Annotated in this window: 22 protein-coding genes and 1 tRNA gene; 7 read left to right on the plus strand and 16 right to left on the minus strand. The window is 71.7% G+C overall.

The genetic code is table 11. The features are described from left to right. From VM840_10840 to gcvT, 3 genes are all read right to left on the minus strand, one after another. Positions 1-601: aminomethyl-transferring glycine dehydrogenase subunit GcvPB (locus VM840_10840; protein HVL82072.1), on the minus strand; the 601-nt coding region annotated here is incomplete at its 3' end. After that, positions 598-1932 (minus strand): aminomethyl-transferring glycine dehydrogenase subunit GcvPA, encoded by a 1335-nt coding sequence (gcvPA, locus tag VM840_10845; protein ID HVL82073.1) that lies wholly within the window; start codon positions 1930-1932, stop codon positions 598-600. The genes gcvPA and VM840_10840, both read right to left, overlap by 4 nt. Beyond that, a complete protein-coding gene (gene gcvT, locus VM840_10850; GenBank protein ID HVL82074.1) occupies positions 1929-3011 on the minus strand; it encodes a glycine cleavage system aminomethyltransferase GcvT in 1083 nt (360 codons plus the stop codon). The genes gcvPA and gcvT overlap by 4 nt, the downstream gene beginning before the upstream one ends. A 55-nt stretch (positions 3012-3066) precedes the next feature. Here gcvT and VM840_10855 point away from each other — a divergent pair, with 55 nt between their 5' ends. From VM840_10855 to VM840_10870, 4 genes are all read left to right on the plus strand, one after another. Beyond that, complete coding sequence (locus VM840_10855; protein ID HVL82075.1) at positions 3067-4269, plus strand: hypothetical protein; 1203 nt, start codon at positions 3067-3069, stop codon at positions 4267-4269. Positions 4270-4349: 80 nt separating this feature from the next. Continuing rightward, positions 4350-5147: a hypothetical protein gene (locus VM840_10860; GenBank protein ID HVL82076.1), complete on the plus strand. Its 798-nt coding sequence runs from the start codon at positions 4350-4352 to the stop codon at positions 5145-5147. Positions 5148-5173: 26 nt separating this feature from the next. Beyond that, positions 5174-5641, plus strand: coding sequence for a hypothetical protein (locus VM840_10865; protein HVL82077.1), 468 nt, complete (start codon positions 5174-5176; stop codon positions 5639-5641). Positions 5642-5729: 88 nt separating this feature from the next. Then, complete coding sequence (locus tag VM840_10870; GenBank protein HVL82078.1) at positions 5730-7091, plus strand: ABC transporter substrate-binding protein; 1362 nt, start codon at positions 5730-5732, stop codon at positions 7089-7091. 57 nt (positions 7092-7148) lie between these two features. On the opposite strand, the gene VM840_10875 is transcribed toward VM840_10870, so the two are convergent. The 6 genes from VM840_10875 to VM840_10900 all read right to left on the minus strand — a co-directional run bounded on the left by VM840_10875 (position 7149) and on the right by VM840_10900 (position 12223). After that, positions 7149-7880 carry an ABC transporter ATP-binding protein gene (locus VM840_10875; GenBank protein ID HVL82079.1) on the minus strand — a complete coding sequence of 244 codons (732 nt, stop codon included), beginning with the start codon at positions 7878-7880 and terminating at the stop codon, positions 7149-7151. After that, positions 7877-8731, minus strand: a complete 855-nt coding sequence (locus VM840_10880) for an ABC transporter ATP-binding protein (GenBank protein HVL82080.1) — start codon at positions 8729-8731, stop codon at positions 7877-7879. Before VM840_10880 ends, VM840_10875 begins: the two co-directional genes overlap by 4 nt. Then, positions 8721-9713: a branched-chain amino acid ABC transporter permease gene (locus VM840_10885; GenBank protein HVL82081.1), complete on the minus strand. Its 993-nt coding sequence runs from the start codon at positions 9711-9713 to the stop codon at positions 8721-8723. The genes VM840_10880 and VM840_10885 overlap by 11 nt, the downstream gene beginning before the upstream one ends. 80 nt (positions 9714-9793) lie before the next feature. Next, the gene (locus tag VM840_10890; protein ID HVL82082.1) at positions 9794-11089 is read right to left on the minus strand and encodes a branched-chain amino acid ABC transporter permease; all 1296 of its coding nucleotides are present in this window, start codon (positions 11087-11089) and stop codon (positions 9794-9796) included. Between the two features lie 40 nt (positions 11090-11129). Next, complete coding sequence (locus tag VM840_10895) at positions 11130-11723, minus strand: response regulator (GenBank protein HVL82083.1); 594 nt, start codon at positions 11721-11723, stop codon at positions 11130-11132. Continuing rightward, positions 11720-12223: a DUF2505 domain-containing protein gene (locus tag VM840_10900; GenBank protein ID HVL82084.1), complete on the minus strand. Its 504-nt coding sequence runs from the start codon at positions 12221-12223 to the stop codon at positions 11720-11722. The genes VM840_10895 and VM840_10900 overlap by 4 nt, the downstream gene beginning before the upstream one ends. A 22-nt stretch (positions 12224-12245) precedes the next feature. Between VM840_10900 and rlmN the strand changes: the two genes are divergently transcribed. Continuing rightward, positions 12246-13235, plus strand: a complete 990-nt coding sequence (gene rlmN / locus VM840_10905) for a 23S rRNA (adenine(2503)-C(2))-methyltransferase RlmN (GenBank protein HVL82085.1) — start codon at positions 12246-12248, stop codon at positions 13233-13235. Between the two features lie 11 nt (positions 13236-13246). On the opposite strand, the gene VM840_10910 is transcribed toward rlmN, so the two are convergent. Continuing rightward, positions 13247-13331 (minus strand) — tRNA-Leu (locus VM840_10910). Positions 13332-13447: 116 nt separating this feature from the next. Between VM840_10910 and VM840_10915 the strand changes: the two genes are divergently transcribed. Continuing rightward, complete coding sequence (locus VM840_10915; GenBank protein HVL82086.1) at positions 13448-14143, plus strand: hypothetical protein; 696 nt, start codon at positions 13448-13450, stop codon at positions 14141-14143. Here VM840_10915 and trpA read toward each other — a convergent pair. Further along, entirely contained in the window at positions 14140-14916 is a 777-nt protein-coding gene (gene trpA, locus VM840_10920; protein HVL82087.1) for a tryptophan synthase subunit alpha, read from the minus strand. The genes VM840_10915 and trpA overlap by 4 nt on opposite strands. Further along, the gene (gene trpB, locus VM840_10925; protein HVL82088.1) at positions 14913-16097 is read right to left on the minus strand and encodes a tryptophan synthase subunit beta; all 1185 of its coding nucleotides are present in this window, start codon (positions 16095-16097) and stop codon (positions 14913-14915) included. The genes trpA and trpB overlap by 4 nt, the downstream gene beginning before the upstream one ends. A gap of 66 nt (positions 16098-16163) precedes the next feature. Here trpB and VM840_10930 point away from each other — a divergent pair, with 66 nt between their 5' ends. Then, positions 16164-16415 (plus strand): hypothetical protein, encoded by a 252-nt coding sequence (locus VM840_10930; GenBank protein ID HVL82089.1) that lies wholly within the window; start codon positions 16164-16166, stop codon positions 16413-16415. Here VM840_10930 and VM840_10935 read toward each other — a convergent pair. The 4 genes from VM840_10935 to VM840_10950 all read right to left on the minus strand — a co-directional run. Beyond that, on the minus strand, positions 16375-17010 hold the full coding sequence (locus tag VM840_10935; protein HVL82090.1) for a phosphoribosylanthranilate isomerase: 636 nt from the start codon (positions 17008-17010) through the stop codon (positions 16375-16377). The genes VM840_10930 and VM840_10935 overlap by 41 nt on opposite strands. Further along, positions 16997-17782 carry an indole-3-glycerol phosphate synthase TrpC gene (gene trpC, locus VM840_10940; GenBank protein HVL82091.1) on the minus strand — a complete coding sequence of 262 codons (786 nt, stop codon included), beginning with the start codon at positions 17780-17782 and terminating at the stop codon, positions 16997-16999. Before trpC ends, VM840_10935 begins: the two co-directional genes overlap by 14 nt. Further along, the gene (gene trpD, locus VM840_10945) at positions 17779-18798 is read right to left on the minus strand and encodes an anthranilate phosphoribosyltransferase (protein HVL82092.1); all 1020 of its coding nucleotides are present in this window, start codon (positions 18796-18798) and stop codon (positions 17779-17781) included. The genes trpC and trpD overlap by 4 nt, the downstream gene beginning before the upstream one ends. 10 nt (positions 18799-18808) lie before the next feature. Beyond that, on the minus strand, positions 18809-19531 hold a 723-nt coding region (locus VM840_10950; protein ID HVL82093.1), incomplete at its 5' end, for a M28 family peptidase.

The following is a 19531-nucleotide window of genomic DNA, read 5'->3' on the forward strand; positions in this document are numbered from 1 at the left end:
TCCTGTGGCGGTTCGAGCGGGACCTGTGCGAGGTCACCGGGATGGACGCCGGCACGTTCAACCCGGCCGCCGGGGCGCACGGCGAGATCACCGTGCGGCGGTCCGTCTCCCCCCGGTCGGCGAAGTACCGCCTCCACATCAGCAGTGCGGTGATCTCGCCGTGCGCCCCGGCGGCCGGGTTGAACGTGCCGGCGTCCATCCCGGTGACCTCGCACAGGTCCCGCTCGAACCGCCACAGGAGCGCCAGGGCGCCCTGGACGTCGGAGACCGGCTGGTCGGGGTGGAGGTCCCGGAACCCGGGCAGCGCGGCCATCTCCTCGTTCAGCTTCGGGTTGTGCTTCATCGTGCACGAGCCCAGCGGGTAGAACGCGTTGTCGATGGCGAAGTTGCGCTCGGACAGGGTGGTGAAGTGCCGGACGAGATCGGGCTCGGACACCTCCGGGAGCCGGGGCGGGACGGTTCGGCGGAACCGGTCGGGCAGGAACTCGTCGGTCGACGGGGCTCCCTCGGGCGCCTCGGGGAGCGACCAGGCCCGGCGTCCGGACCGGGACAGCTCGAAGATCGTGTCCGGGGTGCGGTGGGCGGCGGTGTCCTCGGTCACTTCCCTATCTCCTTCAGCGCGTCCACGAGCGCGTCCACGTCCGAGGCGGTGCGGCGCTCGGTGAAAGCGAGCGTGAAGATCTCGTCGTCGCACGCCGGCCCCGCCCAGATCCCGCGGGCACGCAGCTCGGCCAGGACCTCCGCGGCCGGCTTCGGACCCCGGAGCGGGAGCTCGCGCAGGAACGGCCTCTCCGACGCCACCTCGAACGGTGTCTCGGCGGCGATCCTCGCGGCGGCCAGGTGGGCGAGGGAGGCCGAGACCTCGGCCACGTGCCGCAGCCCCTGGGGACCGAGCCACGAGAGCTGGACGGTCACCATCAGGGCGAACAGGGACTGGTTCGTACAGATGTTGGACCCCGCCTTCTCGCGGCGGATGTGCTGCTCGCGTGCCTGCAGGGTGAGCACGTAGCCGCGGCGCCCTTCCGCGTCGACCGTCTCCCCCACCAGCCGCCCCGGCATGTGCCTCACGAAGGACTCGTCCGTCGCGAACAGCCCGACGCACTGTCCGCCGAAAGCGACCGGGTTGCCGACCGCCTGTCCCTCGGCCAGCGCGATCTGCGCCCCCCACGCGCCGGGCGGCTCGAGGACACCCAGGGAGACCGGGTCGCAGACGGCGATCAGCTTCGCCTCGACATCGGCCGCCGCCCGACCGATCTCCCGGACCTCCTCGAGCAGTCCGTAGCGGTTCGGCTGCTGGACCACGACCGCGAGCACGTACTCGTCGCGCGCCGCCTCGGCGATCGCTCCGGCCTCGCAGCCCAGGTCGTTCTCGGGGAGCACCTCGACGTCGATCCCAAGACCTCCCGCGTAGGTCCGCAGCACGCGGACGTAGCGCGGGTTCACGCCGGGCGCGACGAGCACGCGCCGCGCCTCCCGCCTCATCGCGGCCAGGTTCACCGCTTCCACGAGCCCGGTCCCCGCGTCGTAGAGCGAGGCGTTCGCGGCGGTCAGACCGAACAGCTCCGCCACCATGGTCTGGAACTCGTACAGGTACTGCAGCGTGCCCTGCGACGCCTCCGCCTGGTACGGCGTGTACGCGGTGGCGAACTCCCCCCGGGAGGCCATCGCACGCACGACCGCGGGCACGTAGTGGTCGTAGAGCCCCCCACCCAGGAACGACAAACCGCCCGACGACGGGAGGTTGCGGGAGGCGAGGGAGGTGAGGTGCCGGGCCACCTCGGGCTCCGACATCGGGGCGCTGAGGTCCAGCTGCGGGTCGCGCAGGTCGGCCGGGACGGTGGCGAAGAGGTCGTCTATGGAGCCGGCGCCGATCACGTCCAGCATCGCCCGGACGTCGTCGGCGGTGTGGGGGACGAAGTCGCCGGCGCTCACGTGGCCGACGCCCCGGCCTTGGCGGGCGCGGCCGGACGTCCCCGCTCGATCAGCGGGAGCTCGCGCATCGTCACCGCGATCTCCTTCCCACGGTTGTGCAGGGTAGCCGGCCCCAGGGACGTCTCCAGCGGGACGTAGGCGAGACCGATCGGCGCGTCAAGGACGACCGAGGTCCCGCCGCTCGTCACGACTCCTTCCTCCCCGACCCGGTCTCCCGGCTGCGGGATGCACCTCTGCGCGGCGACGAACCCCACGAGGCGGCGGGCGGGCTCCCGGGCGGCGAGCGCGTCGCGTCCCACGAAATCCTTGCCGAGGTCCACGGCGAACCCGACCCCCGCCTCCCGGGGGTCGATGTCCAGGTCGAGCTCGTGTCCGTACAGCGGGTAGCCCATCTCCATGCGCAGCGCGTCCCGGGAGCCGAGCCCGCACGGGACGACCCCCTCGGCGCGCAGCGCCTCCCAGACACGTGGTCCGGCGCCCGCCTCGCAGACGATCTCGACCCCGTCCTCCCCCGTGTACCCGGTGCGCGAGACCACGGCTCCCACGTCGGCGACCACGGTCCGGACGGCCCCGAACCTGCGCGGGGGGATGTCCGCGCCGAGCCGGCCCACGATCTCGCAGGCAGCCGGCCCCTGGACGGCGATCATCGCGCTGGTGAAGGTGTCGTCCACCGCGTCGATGCCTTCCGGCGCGTGCTGCATCAGGTGGTCCCAGTCGACCTCGCGACGGGAGCCGTTCACGACGACGAGGAAGTCGTCGGCGCCCAGCCACAGGACGATCAGGTCGTCGATGACGCCCCCCTGCGGCGTGCACCAGAGCATGTACTGCGCCCGTCCCGGGGAGACCCTGGCCAGGTCGTTCGTGCCCAGGCGCTGCAGCAGGTCGAACGCGCCCGGGCCGCGGACGAGGAACCTGCCCATGTGGGAGACGTCGAACATCCCCGCTGCCTCCCGGACCGCCCGCCCCTCGGCCAGGATCGATCCGTACCGGACCGGGAGCCGCCAACCGGCGAACGTGACCATCCGCCCGTCAGCGGCTCGGTGGGCGGCGTCCAGCGGTGAGCGGAGGGCCTCGGTCACCGACCCATCCTTCCACACCGGACGGACGCGGGAGTGACCGTGCCACTATCGGAGCATGATCCGCCCGGCCAGAGTCGCGTGGGGCCTCCCCGTGGTCGCCTTCTCCGCCCTGGTGATCGCCGTGGTGAACGGATCGCGGGTCAACTCGCTCGGCCTGACGGAGTGGGATTCCGAGCAGACGGTGAGCCTGGCCAGTGTGATCTGGGCGTCGTCCGTCACGTCGGTCTCCCTCGTCGGAGCGGTCATCGCCGCCCGCCATCCGCGAAACCCGATCGGATGGATCTTCTGCGCGGTAGGTACGGCCCTCCCCACAGGCCTCGCCATCCAGACATACGCCACCCTCGCTCAGCACACGGCCGCCCCGCAGCTGCCCGTCCCGCTCATCTGGGTGGGGGCACAGATCGTGTTCCCAGCGTTCACGCTCGTTCCCCTGACGCTCCTTCTGTTCCCGGACGGGCGACCGCCCTCGCGGCGCTGGAGGCCGCTGCTCTGGCTGGCTCTGGCGAACGCGGCGCTGGGGACGATAGCCCTCGGCTTCATGCCGGGGGAGTTCCCCGGGGTCGTCGGCGTGCGCAACCCGTACGGGATTGAGCGAGCACGACCGGTTCTGCAGGTCATAGACGGTGGGATCGGGTTCATCGTCCTCGGCATCACGCTCGCTTCGGCGGCATCCATCGTCCCGCGGATAAGGCGCGCTCGGGGGCCCGAGCGACAGCAGCTGCACGTCCTGGCCGTCGGTGTAGGCGTGCTGGTCACCATGCTGGCGCTTGCCATGGTGAGCGATGCGGCCGGCGGTCCTACCGCGATCTTCAGCCTCTGCCTGGCCGTCGGCATCCTCGCCATCCCCGTGTCCATAGGTGTCGCCATCACGCGCTACCGGCTCTACGACATCGACCGGCTGATCGGGCGCACGGTCTCGTACGCGATCCTGAGCGCGATCCTGGTCCTGGTCTACGCGGCGGGCGTCGTCGTCCTCCAAGCCCTTCTGCGCCCCATCGCGCCCGACTCCGGTGTGGCCGTCGCCGGATCGACGCTGGCCGTCGCGATGGCGTTCAGCCCGCTCAGGCGCCGGCTGCAATCTGCGGTCGACCGCCGGTTCGCGCGCGCGAGGTATGACGCCGCTCAGACGATCGCGAGCTTCGGCAGCCGCCTCCGGGACCAGATCGAGCTGGAGGCGGTCGCCGACGAGCTGCTCGACGTCGCCCGGCGAACGATGCAGCCGGCGCACGCGTCGGTCTGGGTCCGCCCCCCCGGCTAGGCTCCGGGCATGACCGCGAGCCTCCCGGACCGAGCGCCGGGCGTCCAACCCGCGCCTGCCGGACACCACCGGGGGACCGCGTGAGGCCCGAGCTGGTCGAGCTTGCCTGCTCGGGCGAGACGCACCGGGTCTGGGTGGGGCTCTCGGGGCTCGAGATCCTCGACCACGACGTCGAGGGTGAACGCGTGCTCGAGACCCTGGGGGGTCGTCCCCCCGCTTGCCTGGAGTTGGCCGCTGCGTGGCGATGGGCCGAGCACGCCGACCCGCTCGCGCTGATAGGCGGAGAGACGTGGGACAACCCTCGACGGGACCGCCACCTGGACGCCCTGGGTGCCCATACGCCCGCTCCGCTGAGGGCTCTCTCCGCCATGCCCGAGCGGATCCGGGCGCTCGCTGTGGCCGACGCGCTGGACCGCACGCACCGCGAGAGGGGACGCCATCGCTCCTTCCCCGCGGCCCCCCTCCTCGAGCGGGTCCTGCACGGGCCGCTGCACCTGGACACCGACACCCTCCGGGACGTGATCGACGGACTGCTGTGGCTCGCGGAGGCCGACGTGGGAGCCGAGGTCTTCGACGACCGGGAGGTCGACGAGATCGGACGGGTCGTCTTCTCACACACGCTGGCGCTCTCGTCCTGGCGGGAGGCCCGGCGTCCACTCCTGGAGCGGGTCGCCCGGATCTTCCTCGAGGGTGTCGCCTACCCGGTCGAGCGGTCCCGTCGCATCCTGCAGCTGCTGCACCCCGACGGACACGTCTTCGAGTCGCTGCTCTGCTTCGACGGGATGGTCACGATCTCGGAGCGCACCTTCACCCGCGTGCCGCGCGGGCACTGGACCGTCTGCACGACCGACCGCGCCCGCCTCGCGCACGACCACTGAGGCCGCCGTGGCAGGATGGACGGGCCATGACAGCGGGACGTGAGCTCCGGACGGAGGCCCTGCGCATCGTGCTCCTCGTCTACGCCGTCGGACATCTGGTCACGACGGTCCAGTTCCTGTTCTGGCCGGGGTACTTCCTGACCGGCGACCCGCCTGTACCGCCCTGGCCTCTCACGGCCTTCCAGTTCGGCGACTGGCCGCCGCTGCACCAGGGGTTCATGAACGTGATCGCCGTGTACGACCTGGCCGTGGCCGCGGCGCTCGTGTACGCGATGCGGGACCCGGCAGCCAACCGGGGGATCCTGTTCTTCGCGATCGTGCTCTGGGTCCTGCACGGAGGCGTGCACGCCTACCACATCCTGTGGGGCGACTCCCCCGCCCATTACTGGGTGGCGACGGTCGAGCTGTGGCTCGGGGCGGTCCTGCTCGGCGTCCTCTGGCCGAGATCGATCGGGGCGCGTGCGGGTCAGCCCGCGACGTCGCTCGTCCCCTAACTACCGCGAAACGGACATCCCCGGATAGGATTCATACGGGATGCCCGAAGCATCCGCGGAAGTGAACCCGACTCGACAGGAGGGATCCATGCGGCGACCGGGATGGTTGCGCGTGATCGCACTGCTCAGCGTGTTGACGCTGGTGGCGACGGGGTGTCGTCAGCAGGATGAGGGCGGCGGGGGCGACGCAGGCGGGGACCAGCAGCTGACCCTCGGCCTGCTGTACCCGCAGACCGGGAGCCTGGCGTTCCTCGGCCCGCCGATGCGGGCCGGTTTCGACATGGCCGTGCAGGAGATCAACGAAGCCGGCGGCGTGCTCGGGTCGGAGATCGTGACCCATGTCGCCGACGAGGCGGGGGACGCCTCCGTGGCTGCGGAGGCGGGCAACCAGCTCCTCGGCCGCAACGTGCACGCCATCGTGGGGGCGGGTGCCTCCGGGATGACCCGAGCCGTCATAGAGAACGTCACGGGGTCGGAGGTCCTCATGTGTTCGGGCTCGAACACGAGCGCCGAGTTCACCGAGTACGAGGACAACGGGTACTACATCAGGACGGCTCCCCCGGACGTGCTCCAGGGCCAGGTCCTGGCGGGCGTCATCGCCGAGGACAACCGGCAGCGTGTCGCGATCCTCTTCCGCTCGGACGGCTACGGGCGCGGCCTGGCCCAGTCCACGGCCGAGAACCTGCGCGAAGCGGGCGTGAACGTGGTCCACAACGAGGGGTACGACGTCAACGCGACGACCTTCGACGCGGACGTGAGCGCGGCGATGGCGCAGAACCCCGATGCCGTGGTCGTCGTCTCGTTCGCCGAGGGCGCGCAGATCATCCAGGCTCTCCTGGAGCGCGATCTCGACGCGAACCAGATCTACGGCGTGGACGGGAACCAGTCGAGCACCCTGCCTACGACCGTGAACCCCAACAACGCCAACGTGCTGGACGGCATGAAGGGAACCGCGCCGTCCGCCGACGCGGTCGAAGGGTTCGGGGACCGGCTGCGCCAGTTCAACACCGAGCTCAAGGACACGATCTTCGGCCCGCAGAAGTACGACTGCGTGATGCTGATCGCACTCGCTGCCGTCGCCGCGGGGGAGATCAGCTCGGAGGCGATCCGCGACAACATCGTCGACCTGACGCGCGGGGACAACGAGTGCGCCGGCTTCCAGGAGTGCGCCGAGCTCCTGCGCAACGACGAGACGATCAGCTACCAGTTCGCCAGCGGGACGGAGTCCTTCTCCGACGTGGGTGAGCCGACCAACGGTCTCTACGACGTGTGGACGTTCCGCGGGTCCGAGATGACGACGCTCCGTCAGGAGAGGGTCGGATCGGGCTCCGGAGGCAGCTCCCCGGGAGCTTCGCCCGGCGCGCGTCCGACCGGCTCTCCGGCCGCCCGTCAGACGGGCTCCCCGGCCGCCAGCCCGACCGGTTCGCCGGCCGCCAGTCCCGGCCAGTAGGGGTCCGAGAACACGGGGACCCGGCCCCCTGGGGGCCGGGTCCCTTCTCGTCCGGGACTATTCGACGCGGGCCAACGTCCCCAGGTAGAGCTCGACCACCTTCGGGTCGTTGAGGAGCTGCTCGCCCGTCCCCGTGTAGGCGTTGCGCCCCTGGTCCAAGACGTACCCCCGGTCGCAGATCTGGAGGCACCGTCGCGCGTTCTGCTCGACCATGACGACCGAGACCCCGGCGGCGTTGACCTCCTTCACCCTCTTGAACACCTGGTCCTGGGCCATCGGGGCGAGCCCCGCCGAGGGCTCGTCCAGGAAGAGCACCTGGGGGTCCATCATCATGGCGCGCGCCATGGCGAGCATCTGACGCTCACCCCCCGACATCGAACCGGCGCGCTGCCCCACCCGCTCTGCCAGGAGCGGGAAGAGCGCGGAGACCCGCTCCATGCCGCGGCGGAACGTCTTCGGGCGCAGGTAGACCCCGACCTCGAGGTTCTCCCGGACGGTGAGGCTCGGGAACACGTTCTCGGTCTGGGGCACGTACCCGATGCCGCGGCCCACCAGCCGGTGGGGCGGGAGCCCCGAGATCTCCTCGCCTTCGAGCCTGATGGACCCGCTCTTCACGTGCAGGAGGCCGAAGAGAGCCTTCACGAGCGTCGACTTGCCGGCGCCGTTCGGGCCTATCACCCCCACGATCTCACCGCGGGCGAGCTCCAGGTTGCACCCGTTGAGGATGTCGACCTCCGGGTCGTACCCGGCCACCAGTTCCTCGGCCACGAGCAGGGGCGCGTCGCTCATCTCGCCTCCGCCGGCGGCTCGGCCCCCGGCTCGTCGTGGGTGCTCCCCAGGTAGGCGTCGATCACGGCCCGGTTGCGGCCGATGGCCGAAGGAGGACCCTCGGCGATCACCCTTCCCTCCGCCATGCAGACCACCCAGTCGCTGATGCCCATCACCACGTCCATGTCGTGCTCTACGAACAACAGCGTGAGACCCTCGTCCCGCAGGGCCTCCACGTGTCCGAGCAGCGACTGGGTCAGCGCCGGGTTCACGCCGGCGACGGGCTCGTCGAGCATGAGCATGCGCGGCTCGACCATCAGCGCCCGGGCCATCTCGAGCAGCTTGCGCTGTCCTCCCGAGAGCGTCCCCGCGTACTCCTCGCGCATGTGGGCCAGGCGGAAGCGGTCCAGCAGCTCGTCGGCTCGGTCGCGGGTTCGGCGCTCGACCGTCCGCCAGAGCGGGGGCAGGAGCGACCCGGCGAAGCGCTCACCGGGGTTGCCGCGAGCCGCGAGCATCATGTTCTCGATCACGCTCATCTTGGCCAGCACCTTCGTCAGCTGGAAGGTCCGTACGAGACCGAGACGCGCGATGGAGTGCGGGGGCCGCCTGGAGATGTCGGTGCCGTCGAACGACCACCTCCCCCCCTGGGGGCGGTCGAACCCGGAGAGCAGGTTGAAGAAGGTGGTCTTCCCGGCCCCGTTCGGCCCGATCAACGCGGTGATCAGCCCCCGCTGGACCTCCAGGTGCGATACGTCGACCGCCTGCAGTCCGCCGAACGAGCGCGTCACCCCGTCCACCACCAGGATCGGGTCGGGCTTGGCCACCCCCGGGTCGGGAGCCACGCCGGCCAGAGGATGCGTCTCAACCGACATCGAGCTGCATCTCCCGTCTGTTCCCGAACATCCCCTCCGGCCGGTAGATCATGAGGAGCATCAGGCCGGCCCCCACGAGGAGGAAGCGAAGCGCTCCCACTGCCTCCGGACCGCCCAGGAAGGCCGGGACGTACCCCGAGGTGGACGCCTCGCGGATCGCCGTGTCGAAGCCCTGCACCACGAACCAGAAGACGACTGCGCCGACCACCGGCCCGACGACGGTCGCGGGTCCGCCCAGGATGACGATCGTGTAGGTGAAGAAAGTGACCATGGGCAGGAAGGCGTCGGGGTCGATCGATCCCAGCTGGACGACCCAGATCATCCCGGCGATGCCGCCCAGCATCCCGCCCAGCACGAGGGACTGCATCTTGTAGGAGTAAGCGTTCTTGCCGATGCTGCGGACCGCGTCCTCGTCCTCCCTGATCCCCCGAAGCACGCGCCCCCACGGACTCCGGGTCAACATGAACACGAGGAGGCTCGCGAGCAGGACGAGCCCCCATCCCACGAGCACCGGCCAGAGCTGCCGGGCGCTGTAGTCCACGACCCAGAACCCGTAGCGGCCGCCGGGCAGGGGGTTGATCCGGTCGAAGCCGCGCGCGTACCCGGTCAGGCCGAAGACCCCACCGGTGACATCGGTGGCGGGTCCGGATCGGGTCACGTGGCGCAGGATCTCGGCGCCCGCGATGGTCACGATGGCCAGGTAGTCCGCCCGCAGCCTGAGCGTCGGTCCTCCGAGCAGGAGCGCGAGGACGAGGGAGGCGGCCAGCCCTACCAGCACGCCCGCCCACAACGGCGCGCCGAGGGTGGAGACCGTGATCGCCAGGCCGTACGCCCCGACGAGCATGAAGCCCACGTGTCCGAAGTTGAGCAGACCGGTGTACCCGAAGTGGATGTTCAGCCCGATCGCAGCCAGCGCGTAGACGGCCGCGTTGCCACCGGTGGCCGTCCGGACGGCCTCCCTCAGGATGCGCTGTCCGTCCAGGGGGGACAGGGCGATCACGCCCAGCACCACCAGCAGGACCCCGGCCCACACGAGCATCACCGGCCGCGGACGCGACAGCTTCATCCGATCCTCTCCCGGCGCCCGAGGATCCCCTGCGGGCGGACGAGGAGCACGACGACCATCGCGATGAGCGCCCACATCGTCTTCAGCTCCGACGGTTGGAAGATCGTGCTGATCTCGGTGGCCAGGCCGACGACGATCCCTCCGGCCATCGCCCCGAACGCGGTGCCGAGTCCGCCCAGGATCACGGCTGCGAACATGAGGAGCAGGGCCCGGAACCCCATCAGCCACTCGACGTTCTCGACGACGCCGAGCAGGACCCCGCCGAGCGCAGCCAGGGCGCCCGCCATGGCCCAGACGAACAGGATCACGCGCTGGACGTCGACCCCGGAGGAGGCGGCGAGGTCGCGGTTGTCCGCCACCGCTCGCATGGCCCGGCCGATGCGGGTCCGAAGGAGCAGGAGGCCGATCCCGACGAGCACCACCGTCGACACCGCGATGACGACGAGGTCCCGCGGGGTGGTGAGGACCGGGCCGAGCCGGACCGGCGCCTGCACCGTGTAGTCGTGGTAAGGCCGCGGCCTGCCCCCCATGATCAGCAGGATCACGTGTCGCAGGATCATCGCGAGCCCGATCGAGATCACGAGGAGCTGGATCAGACCGGTCCTGCGCCGGCGCAGCGGACGCCACAGCCCACTCTCCATGCCAGCGCCGAGCGCCGCGCCCGAGGCCACGGCGACCACTCCGGCCGGTATCAGCTGGAGGCTCGGGCCGGACGTGTTGAGCAGGAGGGCGACCATCGCCCCGAACGTGACCATGTCCCCGTGCGCGAAGTTCACGAGCCTGGTCGTGCCGTACACGAGCGAGAGGCCGATGGCCGTCATGGCGATGATGAGCCCGAACTTGATCCCGTTCACCGCGGCCTGCGCCATGCGGCGCAGGTAGGAGACCGCCGCCGGCTCGTCGCCGAACGAGAAGACGAGGGTGCGCTGCTGTCCCGATGAGACCGTGAAGGGCAGCGTGGCGCGCTCGGCGTCCCGCACGGCCACCCCCTCCGGGAGCGACGCCTGGTCGAGGGTGGCCTCGTAGGCTCCGTCCCCCGGCAGCGCCAGGCGCCACCCCCCGTCCGGGCCGGAGGTCGCGGTCCCGACCCGGTCTCCGTCGCGGGAGACGACGACCCGCACGCCCTGGAGGGGCTCGCCGTCCATGATGAGGCGTCCTCCGACCGTCGGTCCGGACGCGGGGGGACCGTCCTGCGCCGTGACCGTGGGGCCCGTCCCGGTCAACCAGGCAGCGCAGACGCCGACCACGGCCACCAGCAGGATCCGGCGGCGCTGCTCGGTCGGCACCCTCACCCGGTGAGCATTACACACGGCACCGGAGCAGTACCCGATATCAGGAGGTCTCGATCTCCCCGTTCAGCGCGCCCTCCAGGATCAGCTGGGCCACCTCGACGAGTCGTTTGTGACGGTCCATCGCGGCCCGCTGCATGATCCGGTACGCCTCGGCTTCGGTCAGCCCCTGCTCCATCAGCAGCCCCTTGGCCTTCTCCACGACCTTGCGCCCCTCCAGGCGCTCCTCGAGGTCGTGCACCTCGTCCTGGAGCTTGTTCATCTCCCCGAACCTCCCCAGCGCCACCTCGATCGCGGGCAGTAGGTCGGCCTTCTGGAACGGCTTCACGAGGTAGGCCATGGCGCCGGCCTGCGCGGCCTGGGCGGCGAGGTCGCGCTGCGAGAAGGCGGTGAGGATCAGGACCGCGGCCAGCCTCTCGCGGGTGATCACCTCGGCCGCCCGGATGCCGTCCATCCCGGGCATCTTGATGTCGAGGATGGCCAGGTCCGGGCTGTGGTCGCGGACCGCCTCCACGGCCTTGTGACCGTCGGCCGCCTCGGCCACCACGTCGAACCCCTCCTCCTCGAGCATCTCGCGGAGGTCCATGCGGATGATCGCCTCGTCCTCGGCGATCACGATGCGGGTCTTGTCGCTCATGTGTCGTTCTCGCTCAGGTAGTCGGTCAGGATCCGGTGCTCGGCCGACAAGGTATCCCGCAGACCGCCGGCGATCGCGGCCTCCACCGCGCCGCCCACGAACGGGACCTTCACCTCGATGTCCACGTCCACGTCGCGTCTGGTGCCGCCGCCGTCCTCCGGGGAGAACCGGTACGTGCCGCGGCACGAGAACCGCCCCTTCGCCACGTGCGGGTCGATCTCGAACCTCCATTCATGCTTCGCAGGGTCGTAGACCGCCCGCTCGTCCCAGGAGATGGTGTCGGCGCCTATGGCCGACCGCACCGCCGAGGGCACGTGGCCGTCGAACCGGTAACGCACGACACGCCGGACGAGGCCCCCGGGGGCCTCCTCCTGGAGCCGCACCTCCCGCTCGGCGACGTTGGGCAGCGATCGGAGCCGCTCCTGGTAGGGGCCGGAAAGGACCGCCTGCTCGACCCGTTCGATGGACGCGTCGAAGCGGTCGGACACGGTGAAACGCATCGTTGAAGGCTACCGTAGGGGCATGATCCCCTTCGAGGTTCCCGGCCCCCCGTACCGGACCGCACAGGTCGCCGACTGGGTGTACCGCCGGTTCGCGCCGTCGTTCGAGGAGATGACGAACCTCCCCCTAGACGTGCGCCGGGAGCTCTCCGCCCGGTACGGGGCTCCTCGCCCTGCGCCGGTGACCGCCCAGGAGGCCGACGACGGGGCGACCGTGAAGGCCCTCTTCCCGGGGGGCTACGAGACGGTGGCGATGCGCTACCCGGGGCGGACCACCGTATGCGTCTCCTCGCAGGCGGGGTGCGGGCTCGGGTGCACGTTCTGCGCGACCGGGCAGATGGGGCTGATCCGCAACCTCTCCCCGCACGAGATCGTCTCCCAGGTGCTGTGGGCGGGCGGCGTCCTCGAGGAGCGGCCGGGCAACGTCGTCTTCATGGGCATGGGGGAGCCTCTCGCCAACCACGACGCGGTGGTCGAGGCCATCCGTCTGCTGCACGACGAGGTCGGGATCTCGGCCCGGCGCATCACGGTCTCCACGGTGGGGCTCGTCCCCCAGATAGACCGCCTTGCCCGGCAACCCTGGCCGGTCACCCTCGCCCTCTCGCTGCACGCCCCGGACGACGAGACCCGATCGTCGCTCGTGCCCATCAACCGGCGGTGGCCCGTCGCCGAATGCATGCGCGCGCTGCGGGACTTCCGGGCCGCGCGGGGTCGGCGTGTCTCGATCGAGTACGCGATGATCGCCGACGTGAACGACCGGTCGTGGCAGGCCGAGCTGCTGGCATCGCTCGTCGCCGGCACGGACATCCACGTGAACCTGATACCCCTCAACCCCACCCCGGGGTTCGGTGTGCCCGGCTCGACGCGGGTGGACCTCTTCGCCGCTGAGCTGAGGGCGGCAGGGGTGAACGTCACCGTGCGCGACACGCGCGGGCGCGACATCGACGCGGCCTGCGGTCAGCTGGCACTCGCCGAGCGGGAGGCGTCCCTCGTCGGGATCCGGCGGAGGTGAACCCCGAGGGGTGCCGGCGGTGGGATTCGAACCCACAAGCCCTCGCGGGCAATGGTGTTTGAGACCATCGCGTTTACCTGGTTTCGCCACGCCGGCCTGCTCGCCATCGTAGCCCACGCCCCCGCACCGAACCCGTGAGGGCCGCCCGGTTAGTGGACCGGCGCCCCCCGGGTGCGCCACAGTGGCGTCGACATCAACGATCAGGAGGGGCTATGAACGACCAGGAGCGCAACGAAGGCGGCGCGTCCGGGACCGCAGGGGGCTCTCCCGGCGGACCGGGCGCTACGAGCGGCGGTTCTGCCTCGACGGGCGGACCCCCCGGTACGCCCGCCACGCCCACGGGTCCGGGCGCTCCCCCCGGCACGGCCGGACCGAGCGGTGCCGACTCGCCGAACCCGTCTCCCACGCCGGGTGTCCCGGTCCCGCCTCCCACGCCGCCCATCACCGACGACCGTCCGCCGCCCCCGGCCCTGCTGGACGAGGAGGACGACGACCTGGGCTTCGATGACGACCTGCACGAGGGACGCCGGGCGACCGGGTACGGGATCGGCTCCCTGGCCGCGGGGCTCGTCGCCCTCTACCTGTTCCCCGCGCAGTTCGTCCTGAACGTCGCCTTCCAGCGACTGAACCAGGGCCCGACGCAGCTGGGCAACTGGTACACGCTCGGCTGGCTCGCCAACCTCCTACCCTCCGCCCTCGCGGCGATCTTCGCGATCGTGGCCGCCTCGAGGGGCGACTCTTCGGTCGAGCAGGGTCTGGGGTCGGGCCTGTCCCGCGTCGGCCGGATGCTCGGGTACGGCGCGCTGGTGCTGGTGGCTCTCGGGATCGTGGCGCTCGTGATGTCCCTGCAGCCGCTCCCGCAGCCGCAGGTGCCGCCGGGGTTCCAGGGCGGGCCTGGGGGCGGCTAGGCCCCCATCGCCTCGCGCATAGACGAGACCAGCCCGACGGCGGCGGCGACGCCGCCGTCGGCCACGGCCTGGATCACCGCGCTCCCGACTATCACCCCGTCTGCGAACGAGCACGCCTCCGCCGCCTGCTCGGGGGTCGAGACCCCCAGCCCGACCAGGGCGGGACGGTCGGTGACGGTCCGGACGCGCTCCACGACCGCCCGGGCGCGCTCGGACAGCGACGTCCGGACGCCGGTCACCCCCAGGAGGGAGACGCAGTAGACGAACCCGCCTCCCACGCGGGCGACGGTCCGGACGCGCTCCTCGTCGGTGGTCGGCGCAGCCAGCAGGACCGCGGCGATCCCCGCCTCGGCGGTGGCCCGCAGCCACGGGTCCGCCTCCTCCGGCGGGAGGTCGGGGACGATCGCCCCGGCCGCTCCGCAACCGGCCGCGCGGTCGGCGAACTCCGACCACCCCAGGGCGGCGACCGGGTTCACGTACGTCATGAGCACGAAGGGGACCTCGACCCGGAGCGCGGACATGGTGTTGAGCACGGCGCCGGGGCGCATCTCGGCTCCGAGCGCGACCTCGGACGCCCGCTGGATGACGGGTCCGTCCATGAGAGGGTCGGTGAACGGGACGCCGATCTCGAGCATGTCCGCCCCCGCCGCGACCACGCCCTCCACGAGGGAGGGGAAGAGGTCGGGCGAGGGGAAGCCGCAGGTGAGGTACGGAGCCAGGACCTTCCGGCCGCCGGCGCGCAGCTCGCGCAGGTGCGCTTCGAGCGGGGTCACCCGAGCCGCTCCCGGACGGCCTCCACGTCCTTGTCACCGCGTCCCGAGAGCAGCAGGACCACGTGCTCCGGGAGCCTGCCCGCGTTCCGGAGGAGCCAGGCCACCGCGTGCGCGGGCTCGAGGGCGGGCACGATCCCCTCGAGGGAGCCGAGGGTCCGGAAGGCCTCGAGGGCCTCCCGGTCCGTGGCCGGCTCGTAGCGCGCGAGACCCTCGGCGGCCAGGTAGGCGTGCTCGGGTCCGACGGCCGGGTAGTCGAGCCCGGCCGAGATCGAGTGCGCCTCCCGGATCAGTCCGTCCGGGTCCTGCAGGACCCGGGTGCGCGCGCCGTGGAGGATGCCGTCCGTCCCGCCTGCGACGGCCGCGCCGTGCGCGTCGGTGTCCAGGCCGTCGCCGCCCGCCTCCACGCCGACCAGGTCCACCCCGGGGAGCCCGACGAAGCCCTTGAAGATCCCGATCGCGTTGGACCCTCCCCCGACGCAGGCGACCACCATGTCCGGGAGCCGGCCGGTCGCGTCGGTGAACTGGTTGCGCGCCTCGTCCCCGATCACCCGCTGGAGCTCGCCGACCATCCACGGGTAGGGGTGCGGTCCGACGACGGAGCCGATCACGTAGTGGGTGTCCTCGACGTTCGCGACCCAGTCCCGCAGCGCCTCGTTCACGGCGTCCTTCAGCGTCCGGCTCCCCGACTCCACCGGGACCACGCGGGCGCCGAGCATCTGCATCCGGAAGACGTTGAGCTCCTGGCGCTGCACGTCCACCGCCCCCATGTACACCTCGCACGCCATCCCGAAGAGCGCCGCGGCGGTGGCGGTCGCGACGCCGTGCTGGCCGGCGCCCGTCTCGGCGATGATCCTCGACTTGCCGAGCCGCCGGGCGAGCAGACACTGACCCAGGACGTTGTTGATCTTGTGCGACCCGGTGTGCGCCAGGTCCTCCCGCTTGATCCATACGTTCGATCCGACGCGCTCGGACAGCCGGGCCGCGTGGTAGAGCGGTGTCGGCCGGCCGGCGTACTGGGTGAGGAGCCGGTCGAGCTCCTCGCGATAGGACGGGTCGGCCCTCGCCACGCGCCACGCTCCCTCGAGCTCGATCAGCGCCGGCATCAACGTCTCGGGGACGAACCGTCCGCCGTAGGCGCCGAACCTGCCCGTCGGGTCCGGGACGACCTCGAGCGGGTTCAACGCGCGGGTAGGCTGGCGTCCATGGGTGCCAGAAGGGTACCAGCGGGTCGTCGTGCCCGATGGTGGGTGCGGCCGGTGTCGTGGTCGCTCCTGATCGTGGCCGGGGTCGTCCTCGGCGTCGGGACCCTGATCGTCACGGGCGCCCGATGTCTGGCCGCCGGCGCAGCGAACCTCGGCTCGGCGTGCCCGGCCTCCGTCGTCGAGATGGGGATGTACGGGACGGCGCTGTTGGCCGTGGTCGCGGGGGCGGTGGGGCTGGTGCGGGAGATGAGCGCGTTCAGCCGCGAGGGGTACGCGCAGCCTCCACGAAAGCCCTGACCTTCTCCGGGTCCTTCAGACCGGGCTCCCGCTCCACCCCGGACGAGACGTCCACCCCGTCCGGCCCCAGGCGCGACACCGCCTCGGCGACGTTGTCTGGCCGCAGCCCGCCCGAGAGCACCCAGGCGCGCGCGGGCGGCGACGACTCGATCTCGTCCCAGGGGGCGGTCTGGCCGGTCCCCCCCAGCACCCCGTCCACGTAGGCGTCCAGGTGGACGGCGTCGCATCCGAGCTCCTCGAGCCCGGACAGGTCCTCCGCCCCCCGCACCCTCACCGTGCGCAGGACGAGGAGCTCCTCCGGCAGGTCGTCGCTCAGCTGGGTGGGAGCCGGGAACTGCACCCCTCCGAGCTCCAGGTGGCGGGCGGTCCGCGCGATCGCGGCCGGCCGGTTCCCGTCGAACACCCCGAACGCGATCACTCCCTCGGGCACACGCTCCCGCATCTTGGCCGCCTGCCCGAGCGAGACCTGACGCGGGGAGAGCGCGAAGATGAACCCGACCGCGGAGACGCCGGCCTGCACGGCCTCTTCGACGTCCTGAGGGCGCGTGAACCCGTCGACCTTCACCCACGTCCCGCGCGGGTCAGAGATCCGCACCCAGCAGCTCCCTCACCTTCGCGGACGGGTCGGGGGCCCGGACGAGCGCCTCGCCGACGAGCACGGCGTCGACGCCTATCGAGCCGTAGGCCTCCACGTCCTCGCGCATCCAGATGGCCGACTCCGCCACCGTCACCACGCCGGGCGGGATCCCCTTGCGCAGGCGCATCGTGGCCTGGGGATCCTCCTCGAACGTCTCCAGGTCGCGGTGGTTCACGCCCACCACGCGGGCTCCCGCCTCCAGCGCGCGCCGCAGGTCGACCTCGTCGAAGACCTCGACCAGCGCCGTCATCCCGAGCGGGTCGGTCTCGGCGAGGATCTCGGCCAGCCGCTCGTCGTCGAGGATCCGGACGATGACCAGGACCGCGTCGGCCGCGAACGACCGCGCCTGGACGACCTGGTACGGATCGAGGACGAAGTCCTTCCACAGGACCGGCAGCTGGGTGGCCTCCCGCGCCCGGACGAGGTCCTGGGGGGACCCCTTGAAGAACTCGGACTCGGTCAGGACGGAGAGCGCCCTCGCTCCCCCTTCCTCGTACGCCACGGCCTGGACGGCCGGGTCGAGGTGCGGGGCCAGGTCGCCGCGCGAGGGTGATGCCCGCTTGAACTCGGCGATCAGGGACATCCCCGGCGCCCTGAGGGCCTCCTCGAAGCCGCGAGGCTCCCCCAGCAGCTCCGCCTCCCTCCGCAGCTCATCGATACCGAGCTGGGCGCGGTCGGCCTCCACGCGGGCTCGGCGGGCCTCGAGGATGCGGGGCAGGAAGGAGGTCATGCCGAGCTGGCCGCTATGAGGCGCTCGAGGGCGGCGGCCGCGTCGCCGGAGTCGACGGACTTCGCCGCCAGCCCGATGCCCTCGCGCAGGTCCCCGGCCGCGCCGGCGGCCACGAACGCCGCGCCCGCGTTGAGCAGCACGCAGTCACGGACCGGACCGGGCCTCCCCTCCAGCACCTCGCGCAGCCGCCGGGCGTTCGACGCGGGATCCCCGCCCCCGAGCGACCAGAGCGGAGCGGGGTCGAGCCCGGTGTCCTGAGGGTCCACCACGGTGTGGGAGACCGTCCGGTCCTCCACCCGCCAGACGTCGTTCGGTCCGGCCAGCGTGAGCTCGTCCGCGCCTCCCGCCCCGTGGACCACGAGCGCCCGGGTCAGACCCTCGGTCCGGGCGAGGGCGCCCGCCACGAGCTCTCCCAGTTCCCGGCTCCCCACCCCCACCAGCTGATAGGACGGCCGAGCCGGGTTCGTGAGGGGGCCTAGGACGTTGAACGCCGTCCGGACCCCGAGCGCCCGACGCACGGGCATCACCTTCGCCATCGCCGGGTGGAAGGCCGGAGCGAACATGAACCCGATCCCGGCCGTGTCGATGCAGGAGGCCACCTGCTCCGCCGAGAGGTCCAGCCGCACGCCGAGTGCCTCGAGCACGTCCGCCGACCCGGCCTTGGACGAGAGCGCCCGGTTCCCGTGCTTGGCGACCGGGAGCCCGGCCCCGGCGACCACGAAGGAGGCGGTGGTCGAGACGTTCACCGTGCCGGTGCCGTCGCCTCCGGTCCCGCACGTGTCGACGAGGCCGTCCCTGGCCGGCTTGACCGCGATGGCGTGGCTGCGCATGGAGCGGGCGAGACCGGCGATCTCGTCCGGCGTCTCCCCCTTCATCCGCAGGGCGACCAGGAAGGCCGATACGAGCGCGGGCTCCGCTTCCTCGGAGGTGACGATCTCGTCCAGCGCGGCGGCTGCCTCGTCGGAGGTCAGGTCCCGCCCGTCGACGAGCGCGTGCAGGGAGTCGCGGAGGGCCATGTCCCGAACTCTACGGGTAGGAGCGGAGGAACGCGAGGGCGAGCCGCCCCGCCCGCTCGACGAGGTGCGGTTGGACGCGGTCGAAGGTGTCGCGGGGCGAGTGGAAGAGCGGGTCCTCCCCGGCCCAGATCCAGCCGGCGTTCATGCCCGCCTTGAGGAAGGGTCCATGGTCGGACCAGTCCGGGGTGACGCGCTCGGTCACCGGCACCCCCGTCCGTCTCCCGGCGTCCAGCAGTCGCTGGGTGGCCTCGCGGGAGCCGGTCCGCAGGCGTCCGGCGATCAGCACGTCGCCGCGTCCGACCATGTCGACGTTCAGGAACGCCGTCAGGTTCGCCTTCTGGTCGGCGTTCATCGTGGCGACGTGGTGGCGGGAGCCGACGTGGTTCACCCGCTCCGGATAGGGCTGGCGTTCCTCGGCCCCGAAGCCGATGTACACGACGGGCAGCGACGCCGGCCGCTCCGCAAGGACCCGCATCAACTCGAGGGAGACGCCGATCCCGGTGGCGTTGTCGTTGGCCCCCGGACCGTTCAACGAGTCGTAGTGACCGCCGACGATCAGGTACGGGCGGTCGTAGGCGAACCCCGGCGGACGGCCGATCACGTTCCAGGAGACGCCCCCCTGCGGGAGCGGGAAGTCGTCCAGCTCGACCTCGAGCCCGAGCGACCGGAGGACCTCCGCCTGGTGGGTCGCGGCGCGCTCGTCGCCCTCGGACCCCGACGCGCGGTACCCGAT

The sequence above is a fragment of the Actinomycetota bacterium genome (genome assembly GCA_035540895.1).
GTDB lineage: Bacteria > Actinomycetota > JAICYB01 > JAICYB01 > JAICYB01 > DATLFR01.